Origin of the sequence: Kyrpidia spormannii, assembly GCF_002804065.1 — a bacterium.
In the GTDB taxonomy this organism is placed as follows: Bacteria; Bacillota; Bacilli; order Kyrpidiales; family Kyrpidiaceae; genus Kyrpidia; species Kyrpidia spormannii.
Map to the genome: position 1 here is coordinate 1,393,541 of NZ_CP024955.1, position 15,791 is coordinate 1,409,331.

13 protein-coding genes are annotated in these 15,791 nt (G+C 61.9%); all 13 read left to right on the forward strand.

Annotated features, from left to right (window positions below; all coding sequences use genetic code 11):
* Window positions 1-10 precede the first annotated feature (10 nt).
* Window positions 11-958, forward strand: coding sequence for a 16S rRNA (cytosine(1402)-N(4))-methyltransferase RsmH (rsmH, locus tag CVV65_RS07080; protein ID WP_100667532.1), 948 nt, complete (start codon window positions 11-13; stop codon window positions 956-958).
* 13 nt (window positions 959-971) lie between these two features.
* Complete coding sequence (locus CVV65_RS07085) at window positions 972-1,352, forward strand: FtsB/FtsL family cell division protein (RefSeq protein ID WP_100667533.1); 381 nt, start codon at window positions 972-974, stop codon at window positions 1,350-1,352.
* Window positions 1,349-3,505 carry a PASTA domain-containing penicillin-binding protein gene (locus tag CVV65_RS07090; protein ID WP_100667534.1) on the forward strand — a complete coding sequence of 719 codons (2,157 nt, stop codon included), beginning with the start codon at window positions 1,349-1,351 and terminating at the stop codon, window positions 3,503-3,505. Before CVV65_RS07085 ends, CVV65_RS07090 begins: the two co-directional genes overlap by 4 nt.
* Before the next feature lie 46 nt (window positions 3,506-3,551).
* Window positions 3,552-5,531, forward strand: coding sequence for a stage V sporulation protein D (locus CVV65_RS07095; protein ID WP_407928395.1), 1,980 nt, complete (start codon window positions 3,552-3,554; stop codon window positions 5,529-5,531).
* 95 nt (window positions 5,532-5,626) lie between these two features.
* Complete coding sequence (locus CVV65_RS07100; protein WP_100669266.1) at window positions 5,627-7,129, forward strand: UDP-N-acetylmuramoyl-L-alanyl-D-glutamate--2,6-diaminopimelate ligase; 1,503 nt, start codon at window positions 5,627-5,629, stop codon at window positions 7,127-7,129.
* A gap of 17 nt (window positions 7,130-7,146) precedes the next feature.
* Window positions 7,147-8,109, forward strand: coding sequence for a phospho-N-acetylmuramoyl-pentapeptide-transferase (mraY, locus tag CVV65_RS07105; protein WP_100667535.1), 963 nt, complete (start codon window positions 7,147-7,149; stop codon window positions 8,107-8,109).
* A gap of 40 nt (window positions 8,110-8,149) precedes the next feature.
* Complete coding sequence (gene murD / locus CVV65_RS07110; protein ID WP_100667536.1) at window positions 8,150-9,514, forward strand: UDP-N-acetylmuramoyl-L-alanine--D-glutamate ligase; 1,365 nt, start codon at window positions 8,150-8,152, stop codon at window positions 9,512-9,514.
* Window positions 9,515-9,549: 35 nt separating this feature from the next.
* Window positions 9,550-10,650 carry a stage V sporulation protein E gene (gene spoVE, locus CVV65_RS07115; protein WP_100667537.1) on the forward strand — a complete coding sequence of 367 codons (1,101 nt, stop codon included), beginning with the start codon at window positions 9,550-9,552 and terminating at the stop codon, window positions 10,648-10,650.
* A gap of 62 nt (window positions 10,651-10,712) precedes the next feature.
* Window positions 10,713-11,843, forward strand: a complete 1,131-nt coding sequence (murG, locus tag CVV65_RS07120) for an undecaprenyldiphospho-muramoylpentapeptide beta-N-acetylglucosaminyltransferase (protein ID WP_100667538.1) — start codon at window positions 10,713-10,715, stop codon at window positions 11,841-11,843.
* A 165-nt stretch (window positions 11,844-12,008) separates the two neighbouring features.
* A complete protein-coding gene (gene murB / locus CVV65_RS07125; protein WP_100667539.1) occupies window positions 12,009-12,932 on the forward strand; it encodes a UDP-N-acetylmuramate dehydrogenase in 924 nt (307 codons plus the stop codon).
* A 5-nt stretch (window positions 12,933-12,937) separates the two neighbouring features.
* Complete coding sequence (gene murA / locus CVV65_RS07130) at window positions 12,938-14,197, forward strand: UDP-N-acetylglucosamine 1-carboxyvinyltransferase (RefSeq protein ID WP_100669268.1); 1,260 nt, start codon at window positions 12,938-12,940, stop codon at window positions 14,195-14,197.
* 77 nt (window positions 14,198-14,274) lie between these two features.
* Window positions 14,275-15,030, forward strand: coding sequence for a cell division protein FtsQ/DivIB (locus CVV65_RS07135; RefSeq protein WP_100667540.1), 756 nt, complete (start codon window positions 14,275-14,277; stop codon window positions 15,028-15,030).
* The gene (locus CVV65_RS07140; protein ID WP_100667541.1) at window positions 15,030-15,734 is read left to right on the forward strand and encodes a DUF881 domain-containing protein; all 705 of its coding nucleotides are present in this window, start codon (window positions 15,030-15,032) and stop codon (window positions 15,732-15,734) included. Before CVV65_RS07135 ends, CVV65_RS07140 begins: the two co-directional genes overlap by 1 nt.
* The last annotated feature ends 57 nt before the right edge of the window (window positions 15,735-15,791 follow it).

The following is a 15,791-nucleotide window of genomic DNA, read 5'->3' on the forward strand; positions in this document are numbered from 1 at the left end:
GGGGAGTGCGTTGGCGTTCCGCCACGAACCGGTTTTGCTTAACGAGGTCCTCGCGATACTCCAGCCTCGCCCGGGCGGATTGTACGTGGACGGCACCGTGGGAGGGGGAGGGCACGCCCAGGCGATCCTTGAGGCTTCGGCACCGGACGGCCGGCTGATCGGTATCGACCAGGACGATGAAGCCTTGACCGCCTCGAAGGAGCGTCTGACCCGTTATGGAGGACGGGTGACGACCGTCAAGGGGAATTTTCGTCACATCAAGGAGATTCTTTGGAGTCTCGGTGTGATCGAGGGCGTGGACGGGATCCTTCTCGACGTGGGGCTGTCCTCCCCTCAGGTGGACGAGGCGGAGCGAGGATTTAGCTATCGCTTGGACGCCCCTCTCGACATGCGAATGGATCTTTCCGGAACGCTGACCGCCCGGGACATCGTCAACAGTTGGCCCGAGGCGGAGCTTGCCCGGGTGGTCCGGGATTATGGGGAAGAACGATGGGCGGGCCGCATCGCCAAAGCCATTGTGAGGCGGAGACAACGCCAGGCCATCGAGACCACTGGGGAGTTGGCGGAACTGGTCAAGGAGGCCATTCCGGCTGCCTCCCGACGGCATGGACCTCATCCCGCGCGAAGGACCTTTCAAGCCTTGCGTATTGCGGTGAATGATGAGTTGGGAGCGCTGGAGGAGGGGGTGAAGGGGGCCCTGGATGTCCTTCGCCCGGGCGGGCGGTTGGCGGTGATTGCCTTCCATTCCCTGGAGGATCGTATCGTCAAGCGGATTCTCGCTGAGGAGGCCAGGTCCTGCATTTGCCCCCCGGAAGCGCCAGTGTGCACCTGTGGACGTCGGCCTCGGGTCCGGCTGATCGGCCGCCGGCCGATCGTTCCCGGTCCCGAGGAACTTGCGCGCAATCCCCGGGCCCGTTCAGCCAAACTTCGCGGGGCCGAGCGCCTTGCGCAGGAATAAGGGAGTGTATGGGATGGCGGCTGTGAAACCATTGAAACAGGTCGTGACAAAACCGAGTGTCAAACCCCGCCGTGGAGAAAGGCGGCTTCCCCGCCTATCGCCGGAGGTGGTGCGCGACCGGGTTTCGCTGGTCGCCGTGGTGCTGTTGGCCGTCGCGGTGGTAAGCTGGGTGATTTCCCGGGACGCGGCGATCACAGCCCGCAACTATCATGTCCAGGAGGTTCAGGGCCAGGTGGCTGATCTCGAACAGCAGAATAACGTGCTGCAGGGCGAGGTCAGCCGGCTCTCCGCGCCTTCCCGGGTGGTGGATGTGGCGAAAAAGATGGGGCTGGTGCCTGTTTCCCCGGATCAGTGGCGGGTGCTCTCGGCCTCGGGAGGTGGGGCGAGCCGATGAGACGCGGACGCCGAAGGCATGTGTGGCTACTCGGGGGATTGGTGGCGACCCTTGCGGCCGTCACATTGCGGCTGGGCTGGATCCAGGTGGTGGATACCCCGGCTTGGGCCGCCCAGGCGGAAAACGTGTGGGTGGCCAATGAGGATCTCCCCGCCAATCGAGGGGAGATCCTAGACCGCAACGGCCGGGTGCTGGCGGAGACGGTGCCTGCGTACAACGTGGTCCTCCACACGAAAGCGGGACAGTTTCCGGACATTCCCGTGGTCGGTGAAGCTGCCGTCGCGAAACTGGCTCCCCTGGTGCACATGACCCCCGCCCAGATCGACCAGGTGGTGTCTGCCGCCGGGGAATGGACCGAACTGCGCCCCGGGGGAATGCGCCTGGATGAAGACGTAGCTCAGAAAATTCGCAGTCTTAAGTTGCCGGGGGTATTTTTGACGGACACCACAAAGCGCGTTTACCCTGGCGGAAGTTTGGCGGCCCATGTTCTGGGGTTCACGAACGTGGAGACCGGGGAGGGCCAGGCCGGGGTAGAACTGGAGTACAATAACATTCTCAAAGGGCAGCCCGGTCACGCCCGGTACCTGAAAGACCGGAACGGGTATCCGCTCCCCTTCGGGAAGGAGCAGATTGACCCGCCGGTGGACGGGAAAAATGTGGTGCTCACCATCGACAGCGCCATTCAGGCCATCGTCGAACGGGAACTCGACCGGCTCATGGCCGATGCACATCCGCAAACGGCCTCGGTCATCGTGGCCGACCCCCGCACCGGGGAAATCCTGGCCATGGCAAACCGCCCGACCTTCGACCCGAATCAGTACTGGAAATCCAGTTCATCGGTGTTGGACCGGAACATCGCCATCTCCGACCCTTTTGAGCCGGGTTCAACTTTTAAGCTGGTCACCTTGACGGCCGCCCTGGCGGAGCATAAGGTGAATCTCAACGACACCTTTCAATCCGGAAAGATCGTGGTTCAAGGGGTGCCGATCCACGACTGGAATTGGACGGGGTTCGGAACCATCAGCTTCCGGCAGGCGGTCATCGTCTCCAGCAATGTGGGATTCGTCATCCTGGGGCAACGGGTCGGGGCCGAAAAACTGTACGAGTATATCGATCGATTCGGTTTTAATTCCAAGACCGGGATCGATCTCCCCGGTGAAAGCGGGGCCCAGTTGTTCGATCCCGCGACCATTCGGCCCATCGATTTGGCGACGACCGCTTTTGGGCAAGGCATTGCGGTGACGCCGATCCAGCAAGTGGAAGAGGTGATGGCAATCGCCGACGGGGGAAAGCTGGTTCGCCCCCATGTGTTAAAAGAGGTGGTCGATCCCAAGACTGGAGCAGTCTTGCGGAACCAAGGGACCGAGGTGATTCGAGACGGGGTGGCTCCCCCGGATGTGTTGAACACGGTTCGGCAGATTATGGAGGATGTCGTGAGCAAAGATACATCAAAAGCGGCGTATATCCCGGGGTATCATGTAGCCGGGAAGACGGGCACCGCCCAGATTCCTTTGCCGAATCATACGGGATACTACCCGGATCGCTACCGGACGTCTTTTATCGGTTTCGCCCCGGCACATGATCCCCGGGTCCTGATCTACGTCACGGCCGAAGCGCCAAAGGTGGCCCTCCAGTTCGGAAATACCGTGGCTTCGCCGGTGGCAAAAAGGATCCTGGAACAGGTGTTGCCCTATCTCGGGGTGGCCCCGGATCCCAAGGATCTGGCGGCGAATCCTCCCAAAGGCGCGCCGAACCCGGCCCCGCCCGCTCCGCAGAATCTCGTGACCGTGCCTTCGGTGCAGGGGAAGGACAGCGGGCAAGCCCAGCAAATTCTCCGGGCTGCTGGCCTGAAGGCGTGGCTGACCGGCAAGCCGGGTCCTGTGGCGCACCAGTGGCCGGCTCCCGGCGTTCAGGTGGCCAAGGGGGCGGGGGTGGTGCTACAGACTCCGGCCAGGGATGACGGGAAGGTGGCTGTTCCGGATTTCACCGGGCTCACGATGCGGGACGCCGCAGATCTGTGCGCAGCGGTGGGTCTGAAACTGAGTCCCACCGGCGATGGCTGGGCGATCTCCCAGAGCGTGCCCGCCGGCGGGCTTGTCCCGGCCGGATCGTCGGTTCAAGTGACATTCAAAAGCCGGTCACCTGGGTCGTAGGGCCCGGGTGGCGGACAGGGTCTTCTAGTTCGTCCGAACCGTGCATATGGTTCCCACAGAGGCCGTGAAGGGAGGGGGCCATGTGGGAGACCGGGATTGGACCAGAAGGCGGCGACTGGCGTGGGTGAGCCTCGCCGCCCTTCTGACGTTCGCGCTGTTGATCGGGCGCCTCGGGTACATCCAACTCGTGCAATCGCCCTGGCTCACCCAGCGGGCGATGGATTCGTGGCGGCGCGATATTCCGGTTGAGCCGAAAAGGGGAACGGTGTATGATCGAAACGGCCATGTATTGGCCTACAACGTCAGCGCTCCGACGGTGGTGGCGGTGCCGGCCCAGATCCGGGATAAAGCGGCGACGGCCGCCCGGCTTGCCCCCGTCTTGAACGTGTCGGAACAGCGGATCCTGAGCCTGATTTCGAAGCGCACTCTGATGGTGTACGTAGCGGGGGGAAGAAAGATCGACGACGCGAAAGCGAAGGCGGTGCGGGATTTGCACCTGCCCGGCGTGTACATTACGGAAGAAGGCCGGCGGTATTATCCCTTTGGGGAGCTGGCCGCCCATGTCCTGGGCTTCGTCGGCATCGATAACCAGGGTTTAGCCGGCTTGGAAGCGGAGTATGATGCCCGGTTGCGGGGTTTTCCGGGAGCGATTTCCTTTTTTGCCAATGCCAAAGGGGAAGCTATGCCGGGGACAGAGAGCACCTACATACCGCCCCAGCCCGGCGAAGATGTGTACCTCACCCTGGACGAGCAGATTTCCTCCTTTGTGCGGCGGGAAATCGACCGGGTGGTGGCGGAGTATCATCCGGATAGCGTGACGGCGGTGGTGGCCGACCCGGGTACCGGAGAAATCCTGGCCATGGAAAACGCCCCGACTTTTAATCCCGCCAACTACCAGGATTATTCTCATCAGGTGTATGATCGAAATTTGGCGATCTGGAAAACTTTTGAACCGGGTTCGACCTTTAAGATTGTGACGCTCTCCGCCGCTTTGCAGGAGAACAAGATTCGGCTCGATGAGCGGTTTTTCGACCCGGGGTATTTTGAAGTCGCCGGGCATCGGATCCGGTGCTGGAAAGCCGGGGGGCATGGGTCTGAATCATTCCTGGAAGTGGTGGAGAACTCGTGCAACCCCGGTTTCATGCTGATGGGACAGCGCTTGGGGAAGGATGCCCTCTTCCATTACATCCGGGCGTTCGGTTTTGGGTCGAAAACGGGCATTGACCTCCCGGGGGAGGGTTCCGGGATTCTATTCAAACTGTCCCGGGTGGGGCCTTTGGAGTTGGCCACGACTTCCTTCGGCCAGGGCGTTTCTGTGACGCCCATCCAACAGGTCGTGGCGGTGAGCGCCGTAGCTAACGGCGGGGCTTTGATGAAGCCTTATGTTGCGGCTAAATGGGTGGATCACGAGACGGGGCAGGTGATTAGCGAACGCCAGCCCACTCCGGTCCGCCGGGTGATTTCTCCCCAAACGGCGGAATTGGTTCGAGGGGCCCTGGAAAGCGTGGTCGCCCGGGGAACCGGAAAAAACGCCTATTCGGAAGGGTATCGGGTGGCGGGCAAAACGGGTACCGCCCAGGTTGTGGGGCCGGACGGCCACTACATGCGCAACCATTACATCGTGTCTTTCATCGGCATGGCCCCGGCGGACCATCCGAGATTGGTGGCTTACGTCGCCGTGGATAACCCCAAGGCGCCGGTGATATTCGGCGGGGTGATCGCGGCGCCGGTGGTGGGTCACATCCTGGCGGACAGCCTGCAGTACCTCGGTGTCCCGCCGAGTTCCCAGGGGATTCCGCGGGAGTACGGGTACCTGGACACGAAGCCGGTGGAAGTGCCGGACGTTTCCGGCCGGTCCTTGGACGAGGCCCGGAGGACGATGCTGGAGAGCAGCGCCCAGCTCAACGTGGCGACCGCCGGCCAAGGGGATTATGTGATCGCCCAGGCGCCCGAGGCCGGCACGAAGGTGCCCCCGGGTACCATGGTGCGGATTTATTTGGGTCCAAAGCCAGCCGGGGCGCCGTAAAGACATGGGCAGGAGGGCGGCCCCGGGGAAGACCCGAACCCGTCTGCGTTCTTCGGAATCGGTCCATACTGGAATGTGTGAAACGAGGGATGGTCGTGAGATTGCAAGATTTGGTGGGCGCTTTATTGCATGTGCGGGTGGTGGGGGAGATCTCGGCGGTGGAGGTGACCGATGTCACCGCCGATTCCCGCACCGCCGGGCCGGGCAGTCTGTTTATTGCTCTCCGGGGCCACACGGTGGATGGGCATGCTTTCGTAGACGAGGCGCGCCGGTCCGGCGCGGTGGCGGCGGTGGTGGAGGATTGCCTGGACACACCTCTGCCCCAGATCGTGGTGCCCGACACCCGCCGGGCGGCCGCTGTACTGGCGGCGGTATTTTTCCGACACCCCTCCAGGGCCATGCGGGTGATCGGCGTGACCGGGACGAACGGGAAAACCAGTGTGACCCATTTGATTGATCATCTCCTTCGGGGCAGCGGAGCCCGGACGGGACTGATCGGCACCATCCAGACCCGGATCGGCGACTGGAGCTCAGAAGCGGTCAACACTACCCCGGAAGCGGTGGAGTTGCAACGCCTCTTCGCGCAGATGAGAGACGCGGGGGTGAGCCACGCGGTGATGGAAGTCTCCTCCCACGCCCTGGAGTTGGACCGGGTTGCCGGGACACGTTTTCACACCGCCGTTTTCACCAACCTCACCCAGGACCACCTGGATTTTCACGGATCGATGGAGGCGTACCGGGAGGCGAAGGGGAAACTGTTCGCCCGGCTGGGGAATGAGTATGGCGATACCCGGGCGGATCAAGCCTTTGCCGTGGTGAACCTCGACGACCCGGTGGGAAAATGGATGGCCCGGCAAACCACGGCTCAGACCGTAACCTACGGGGTGGACCGCCCCGCCGATCTGCGCGCCCGGGAGGTGGAGGTCGACACCCGGGGCGTACGGTTTGTGGCGGAGATCGAGGGCCGGCGGACTCGGGTGCAAGTGCCGCTGCCCGGCAGGTTCAGCGTTTACAACACCTTGGCGGCCATGGGGGCGGGTTGGATCCAGGGGCTCGACCTGGACTGGATGGCGGACCAATTGGCTCGGGTCAGCGGAGTTCCAGGGCGGATGGAACGGGTGGATGCCGGGCAGCCCTTCGGGGTGGTGGTGGATTATGCCCATACGCCCGACAGCTTGGACAATGTCCTGCAGGCCCTTCGGGAGGTTACGTCAGGGCGGTTGATCGTCGTGTTCGGCTGCGGCGGTGACCGGGATCGGACCAAGCGACCGCTGATGGGGCGCATCGCCTACACCAGGGCGGATTATGCCATTTTAACGTCCGATAATCCCCGCACCGAGGATCCGGAGCGAATCTTGGATGACATTGAGGCGGGCCTTCGGGAAATCGGCGCGGACACCTCCCGGTATGAACGGATTTCCGATCGGACCGAGGCGATTCGCCGGGCGATCCACTTGGCCGGGGAGAAGGATGTGGTGCTCATCGCAGGCAAGGGGCACGAGACGTACCAAATCATTGGCAGACGCAAGTTTCCCTTTGATGACCGGGTGGAGGCTCGAAAAGCCTTGGATGCTCTTTATACTCCCGGCGGTCGGTAGGAAAGAAGGAGGGCCTTATGATGCAGGCGGTCTGGTTGACAGCGGGAACGGCTTTTGTGGTGGCCGTTCTCCTCGGGCCTCTGTTTATTCCCGTGCTGCGCCGACTCAAGATCGGCCAGAGCATCCGCGAGGAGGGGCCGGTGTCCCACAAGAAAAAATCCGGGACTCCGACCATGGGGGGGACGATTATTCTTTTGGCGACGGCGGTCACGGTATGGCAGTTCGCCGGTCGTTCGCCTGCGGCGTTATTGGCGATTGGGGCCACCCTCGCCTTTGGACTCATCGGTTTTATCGATGACTATATCAAAGTGGTGAAACGGAGGAATCTCGGCCTGACTGCCCGGCAAAAACTGCTCGCTCAAGGGACGGTGGCGGTGCTCTTTTTTCTAGCCCTGGCGAGATTCCACGGCTTTTCTTTTGACGTGTATATTCCGCTGGTCGGTGTGACGTGGCATCTCGGGGGACTGTATCTTCCCTTCCTGGCCCTGGTGCTCATCGGGACCTCCAATGCAGTGAATCTAACCGATGGACTGGATGGCTTGGCTGCCGGGACCGCGGCCATCGCCTTGGGAACCTATGTGGTGGTGGCATGGTGGAACAGTCAGTATGACTTGGTGGTGTTCTGCGCGGCGATGATGGGGGCGCTGCTCGGATTTCTCGTCTTCAACGCCCACCCGGCCCGGGTGTTTATGGGGGATACGGGGTCTCTCGCCATCGGAGCGGCTCTGGCGTCAGCGGCGGTCTTGACGAAAACGGAGTTTTGGCTGATCCTGATCGGCGGGGTATTCGTGGCTGAGGCCCTGTCCGTGATGATTCAAGTGTTTGCCTTTCAGACTTTTGGCCGAAGGGTGTTTCGAATGAGCCCGTTGCACCACCATTTTGAGCTCGGCGGCTGGTCCGAGTGGCGGGTGGTGAGCACCTTTTGGGCGGTCGGACTGTGTCTATCGGCCGGGGCGTTGGTTTTGTACGCCAGGGGCTAGGCGGCGGGCGCCGCCTGTGGATCGGAAGAGGTGACAGGATGTGGTAAATGAGTGGGCCGGGGCACGGGTGTTGGTGGTTGGTTTGGCTCGAAGCGGGGCAGCGGTGGCCCGCCTCCTCCTTCGGCATGGCGCACAAGTCACGATTACGGACCGACGGCGGGCGGAGGAGTTGGGGGAAGAGGCCAACGAGCTGGCGCAGATTGGGGCTCGGTTGGTGGTGGGGGGTCATCCGGAGAGCCTCTTTGACCAACCATGGGACGAGGTGGTGAAAAATCCGGGGGTTCCCTACAGTGCCTATCCGGTGACCGAGGCGATCCGCCGGGGCATCCCGGTGGTGACAGAACTGGAAGTGGCCTGGCGCATTCGTCCAGAGAATTGGCTCGCGATTACGGGCACCAACGGCAAAACCACCACCACGTCCTGGGTCGGCCATATGCTGGAGGCGGCCGGGGTGCCTCACCGGGTGGCCGGGAATATCGGTGTGCCGCTGTGCGATGTGGTGGAGGCCATCGATTCGAAAGAATGGCTTGTGGCGGAGTTGTCCAGTTTCCAGCTGCAGGGGACCCTTCGGTTTCGCCCGCACATCGGTGCGATTCTCAACATCTATCCCGCTCACCTGGATTATCATGGAAGTCTCGAAGCCTACGCGGCAGCCAAAAAGAACATGTTTGTCAACCAGGGACCGGAGGATTACGCGGTCCTGAACGGCGGCCGGAAAGACGAGCACCACTTGATGGCGGGCGTTCGGGCACGGCCCGCCCAGTTTGGCGGGCCGCGGCGGCCGGGGGTTCCGGGCATGGCGGTGGAGGGCGACCGCGTCCTCTGGTGGGACGGCTTTCGGACAGAACCGGTCTGCGCCGTGAGCGACGTGGCGCTTCCCGGAGAACACAATTTAGAGAACTTCTTGGCCGCGGGGACCTTGGCCGTGTTGGCCGGGGCCTCGTTGTCGGCGGTGGCTGCCTCGGGTCGTACTTTTCGCGGCGTCGAACACCGGATGGAGTTCGTGCGCCAATGGCAAGGAGTGACCTTTTACAACGATTCGAAGGCGACGAACCCCGAGGCGGCATTCCGGGCGCTCGGAGCCTTTCCGAAGAATGTGATCTGGATTGCCGGGGGGCTGGATCGTGGAGACGATTATCGCCGACTCTTGCCCCTGCTCCAAGAGGGCAGGGTAAAAACGGTGCTGACGATGGGGCAATCGGGGCCGCGGATCGCCGCCTTGGCGGAAGAGGTGGAGATACCCTTCCGCAAGGTTTCGGATGTCGAAGAAGCGGTGCGGATAGCGGCCTCTTTGGCTCGGGGAGGGGATGTGGTGCTGCTGTCCCCGGCGGCGGCCAGTTGGGATCAGTATCGATCTTTTGAAGAGCGTGGCCGCATGTTCAAAGAGGCGGTGAATAAACTGTAGCAGACTGGACGAGACCGGATACAGGGGGTGGTTCAATGCCCGACCGGGACCGCGCGCCGGATCTGCTGCTGTTGACGGTCACCCTTCTTTTGCTCGGCCTCGGCGTGGTGATGGTGTACAGCGCCAGCGCCGTCTTAGCCGATCAGCGGTACGGCGACCCTTTCTATTATGCGAAGCGCCAATTGATGTGGGCCGCCCTCGGGGTCGTGATGATGTTTGTCATGATGCGCCTGGATTATCGGAGGCTAAGGCCTCTGGCCAAACCAGTGCTCTGGCTGTGCCTCCTCATGCTGGTGATCGTTCTCACCCCCATCGGTGCAGTGCGGGGGGGAGCCAGGGCATGGCTCGGGGTGGGTACCCTCGGCATTCAGCCCAGTGAATTTGCGAAACTGGGGTTTATTTTGTTTTTTGCCGATTGGTTGGCCAGGCCCGCGACGAAGATCGAGTCTTTTTGGAGGGGTTTAGCGCCGGCGCTGGGCCTGGTGGCGGTGGCCGTAGGACTGATCATGTTGGAACCGGACCTCGGCCAGACGGTGGTTCTCGTGGGGACTATGGGGGTGCTGATTTTCGTGGCCGGTGCCCGGGTCCGGCACTTGGTGGCACTCGGGATGTCGGCGGTGCCGGTGTTTGCAGCCCTGGTGGCGGTGGCGCCCTACCGGTTGGGACGGGTGGTGGCCTTCCTCGATCCGTGGAAATATCCTTTGACCGAGGGCTATCATATTATTCAGTCTCTATATGCTTTGGGGCCCGGCGGGTTGTTTGGGCTGGGCCTCGGGAGGAGCCGGCAGAAGTTTCTTTACCTGCCCGAACCGCAGACCGATTTTATTTTTGCCATCCTGGCTGAGGAACTGGGTTTTATCGGGGCGGCCACCGTTCTTCTACTTTTTGCCGCCCTGGTCTGGCGGGGGATCTACGTGGCGATGCGGGCCCCGGATGGGTTTGGCAGCCTATTGGCTACCGGGATCGTGGCGATGATCGGGGTTCAGGTGTTGATCAATGTCGGTGTGGTCACGGGCTCCATGCCGGTAACCGGCATCACCTTGCCCCTGATCAGTTATGGGGGGTCCTCTTTGGTGCTCATGTTGACAGGAATCGGGATTCTGTTAAATATCTCAAGGCATGCGGTGAGAAGCTGAGCTGTTCCAAGCCCGGGGCCAGAGCGGGAGGGGGCTTCCGGGCGGCGGGTCAAAAGAGAGGGATGGGGCTTATGCGGGTGCTTTTAACCGGGGGCGGCACCGGGGGACACATTTATCCGGCCCTGGCCCTGGCGAGGGATTTGAGGCGGAGGGTGGAGGACCTGGAATTGCTGTACGTCGGCACGCCCGGGGGCATGGAGAAGGAGTTGGTGCCTCGGGAAGGAATTCCGTTTACCGCCATTGACGTCCGGGGATTACCCAGGCGGCCGGGCCTGGAACAGGTGAGGGCCCTGTGGCAGGCTTGGCGCAGTCTGGGCCAAGCCAAGGGCGTGTTGCGAAGGTTTCGTCCGAATGTGGTGGTGGGCACCGGGGGGTACGTGAGCGGCCCGGTGGTCTTCATGGCCCACCGCATGGGCATTCCCACGCTGATTCACGAGCAGAATGTGGTACCGGGTTTAACCAACCGCCTTTTGTCCCGGGTGGTGGATGCCGTGGCCGTGTCTTTTCCTGATACCTCCGCGTTCCCAAAAGCCAAGCGGGTAGTGATCACCGGCAACCCCCGGGCGAGCGAATTGGTGGAGGTGCAAGAGGACCGGGTGGAAGCGATTCGTCGGGAGTACGGTTTGAAGACCGATCGCCCGGCGGTGGTGATCGTCTCTGGGAGCCGGGGGGCAGCGCCCATTAATCGGGCGGCCCAAGGGCTGTTGCCGAAGCTTAAAGGGGCCCCGTTTCAATTGGTATGGGTCACGGGGCGCGCCCATTTTGAGGATATTGAAAGAGACGTGGAACGCCAGTTCGGGAAGGAGAGGGTCGAGGGTGTTACAATCGTGCCTTTTTGCCACGACATGCCGGCCTTGCTGCACGCGGTGGACTGCGTCGTGTGCCGGGCCGGGGCGTCGACGGTGGCGGAGTTGACGGCGGCGGGCACACCGGCTATTCTCATTCCATCCCCTTATGTCGCCGGTCGCCATCAGGAGCGAAATGCCCGGTGGCTGGCCGAGAGGGAAGCGGCGGTGGTTCTTCCGGAAGACCAGTTGACGCCCGATGAACTCTTTCGACGAATCATACATATTCTTGGGCGCAATGAGGCGAAGGAGATGAGCCGCCGATCCCGGGAATTGGGACTGGTGGATGCGGCTCGAACCCTTTCACTGTTAGTGGTATCATTGGCGTCTGCCAAGGGGCGGCAGTGACGGCCGGAGAGGCCCCGGGGAACGGTCCCGGGGGTTTTTCGTGTCCAGATGCCGCCAGGCCTTCCACGGTGGGCGTTTGTCACACCGGGGGGCACCGATCCATAGTATAGGGATGCGATGGTTGGCAAAGGTCCCGCCTTGGCCAGCCGGCGAGGAGGTTCACCGGTGAAAGAAGAAATTTGGTCGATTCTAAGCCGTGTCGATGTCGGTCGGGTACTTCGAGATGAACCGATGGCTCGCCATACCACCTGGCGCATTGGAGGGCCCGCCGACGTCTTGGTATTGCCGGAGGAGCAGGATCAGATCCGCCGCCTGATGGCGCTGGTCGGCGAGCGGGGTTGGCCGTGGCTGGTGATCGGGAAAGGTTCCAACCTCCTGGTCCGGGACGGCGGAATCCGGGGCGTGGTCGTGAAATTGGCCGATAACTGGTCGCAGATGGAGCTGGAAGGAACGACCCTGGTGGCTCAATCCGGGCGGTTGATCGTCTCCGCTGCCAACCACGCCATCCACTGGGGTCTCGCCGGGTTGGAGTTCGCCACGGGTATTCCCGGCAGTGTGGGCGGTGCCGTTCGCATGAATGCCGGCGCCCACGGTGGTGAGATCAAGGACGTCCTGACGTGGGCCGACCTCGTGTTTCCAGATGGCTCCCTCATCCGAAAATCCAATGATGAGTTGGGGTTCGGATACCGCACGAGCCGGGTGGCCGAGTGGGGCGCTCTGGTGGTCCGGGCGGCGTTCGGCTTGGCGCCTGGAGATACGGCGGAGATGATGAGTCGAGTAAAAGCCTGGACCCAGCGTCGGCGGCAGACCCAGCCCCTGGCCCAGGCGAGCGCCGGCAGTGTCTTTCGCAATCCGGTGAACCACTACGCCGCCCGGTTGATCGAAGAAGCGGGATTAAAGGGGAGACGCGTGGGAGGGGCCCAAATCTCTCCGGTTCACGCCAATTTCATCGTGAATCTGGGCGGGGCCACGGCCGGAGATGTGTTGGCGTTGATCCATTTGGCCCAAGAGGAGGTTTATCGAAAGTTCGCCGTCCGGCTGATGCCCGAGGTGCGAATTGTCGGGGAGGATGTTGAAACCGGGGGGTGAAGGCCTTGGATCGAATCGCCGTTGAAGGGGGCACGCCGCTGGAAGGTACGGTGAGGGTACACGGCGCCAAAAATGCGGCGTTGCCGATTCTCGCAGCCACTCTGCTGGCCGAAGGGGTCTGTGTTGTCGAAGACGTGCCGGATCTTCAGGACATTCGCGTCATGGTCGACATTCTGCGGGCCCTCGGGGCATCGGTGGATTATTCGCCTCCCGTAGTCCGGGTGGACGCCCGGCGGATCTCCCGAACGGAAGTGCCGGAGGAATTGATGCGGCAAATGCGTTCGTCCATTTTCCTCATGGGTCCTCTCCTTGCTCGATATTGCCACGCACGGGTCTCCCGCCCTGGCGGGTGTACAATCGGTTCACGTCCGATTGATCTTCATTTGAAGGGACTTGCGGCGTTGGGGGCGTCCATCGACGAAGTGCATGGCTACATCGATTGCCAGACCCGGCGGTTACATGGCGCAGCGATTTATTTGGATACCCCGAGTGTCGGGGCGACGGAAAACCTGATGATGGCCGCGGTCCTCGCCGAGGGGACCACGGTGATCGGCAACGCCGCTCGGGAACCGGAAATCGTCGATCTGGCCAATTTTCTCAACCGACTTGGAGCGCGCGTTGAGGGGGCGGGGGAAGATACCCTGGTCATTTCCGGGGTTCAAGGGCTCATTGGAGGACGGTATGCGATCATACCCGATCGCATTGTGGCGGGGACGCTGGCCATCGCCGTCAGTATGACCGGCGGCGATGTGACCCTGGAGAACGTCCGTCCGAATCATTTGGGGGCTGTATTGACAAAATTGCGCGAGGGCGGTGTTGAAATCGAAACCGGCCGTGATATAATGAGGGTGCGTTCGGACGGGAAGCTGCGGGCGGTGGAGCAGGTGCGCACCGCGCCCTATCCAGGGTTTCCCACGGATCTTCAAGCTCCTTTTATGGCCTTGTTGAGCGTGGCTCCAGGGATGTCCATTGTGGCGGAGACGGTTTTTGAAGAGCGGTTCAAACACGTCAGTGAACTGTGCCGCATGGGGGCCAATATTCGAGTGGATCTGCGCACCGCCTTTGTGCAAGGGGTGCCGCGCCTGACCGGGGCGGTGGTGCAGGCGAGCGATCTGCGGGCAGGTGCGGCTTTGGTATTGGCGGGTCTTGTGGCAGAAGGTACAACGGTGGTGGAGCAGGCTCACCATATTGACCGAGGATACCAACAATTCGACGAGATGCTGCGGGGGCTTGGAGCCCGGGTGCGGCGCTTGTCCCAATCATAAACCATACCGGAGGAGCGGCGTACTACGGCACATAGATATGCCGCTCTTTTTTTCAATATGACGGGGGTTCGGCAATTTTGAATACTGGTGGCACCCCGGGGGCGAAAGGAAAGGCCGAGGGCGGGCGGCGGCTGCGGGCGCGGATTTTGTTGATCGCGTTTCTCCTCGGTTCCGCCGTAGCCCTGTTTTTTGGGTCTCCCCTCTCCCGAGTGAGGCATATTCAGGTAGAAGGGACGCATAGTTTAACACCAGCCGAGGTGGAACAGGCGGCAGAGGTTCCCCTCGGCACCTGGTGGTTTGAGGTAAAACCCGCCGATGTGGCCGCCCGAATTCAAAAGGCTTTTCCCCTGGTGGCAGATGTCCGCGTGCACTTCAGCTGGACAGGCTCCTTGGATATCTCGGTGAGGGAAAAAGGAGTAGTGGCGGTGTTTCCTTCGGGGGGTGCTTGGTACCGGCTTCTTGAGGACGGGACGGCGCTGGATGTGGTGAGGCCCGGGGAGACCATCGGTATGCCTTTGATCACCGTGGGAGCACCCCCCCAAGTTACCCTTGGAAAACCCGTGGTGCCGGTGGTTGCGGCCTGCCGCCAACTCGCTTTACTGTCGCCGGAACTCCGGGCCCAGCTAGCGGAAGTGCACGTCGGCGATTCCACGATGTGGACGGTGTATACGGTGGATCATTATGAGTTGCACGTGCCTGCCCAGGAATTCGCCCAGCGCATGCAATGGTTCCCTCAGATTCGGGATCAGGTCAAAGACCGGGGGCCCGGTGAGATTTGGCTGACGGATCCGTTCCGCTACAGTCCCTTTCCCGGCGGAAAGGGGGGGCAATAATGATCAAGCGGATAGAGACGGCTTTTTTGTTAACACTCATCGGCGTGTTATTGGGATTCATGCTCACGGTGCAGTTGCGGAGCACCCATGCGGTCCGGTGGCCCCCACCCCCGCTGCGCATCGATGAAAGCTCAAAACTCCTGGATTCCCTTGCTTCGGCGAAACACACCAATGAGGCGCTTGAGGCGAAGATCTCCGACCTTCAGGCCCAAGTGGACCGGTACGAGAAACAGGTGGATGGCGATATGGGAGCGATGGCCCCGGATCGACAGAAGTTAGAGGATTATCAGATCCTGGCGGGTACCGTGCCGGTACACGGCCCCGGGGTGAAAGTGATCATCGACGACCACCACGGCCCGATTCCGGTGGGGGTTGACCCGCGTTACGCGATTGTCCACGATTTTGATCTTAGGCGGGTGGTCAACGAACTGTACGCGGGCGGGGCTGAGGCGGTGTCGATCAACGGGGAGCGGATGGCGGTGAACAGCGGGGTGGTCTGTATCGGGCCGACGATCCGGGTGGGGCTGGCGCGACTCGTTCCTCCTTTCACAATTGAAGCCATCGGTGATCCGCAAAAAATGACCAGCCAACTGAACCGGCCGGGAGGAATTCTGGATTTACTGCGAAGTCGGACGGTGACGGTGACAGGCCCGGTGGTCCAGGCGGATTTGCACCTAAAATCGGCCACGGGGTTGACGGGGTGATCGCGGGCCGTTGGGAAGATGCGGGTGCGGTTTTATCGGAGGCGCAAAGCGGGGCGT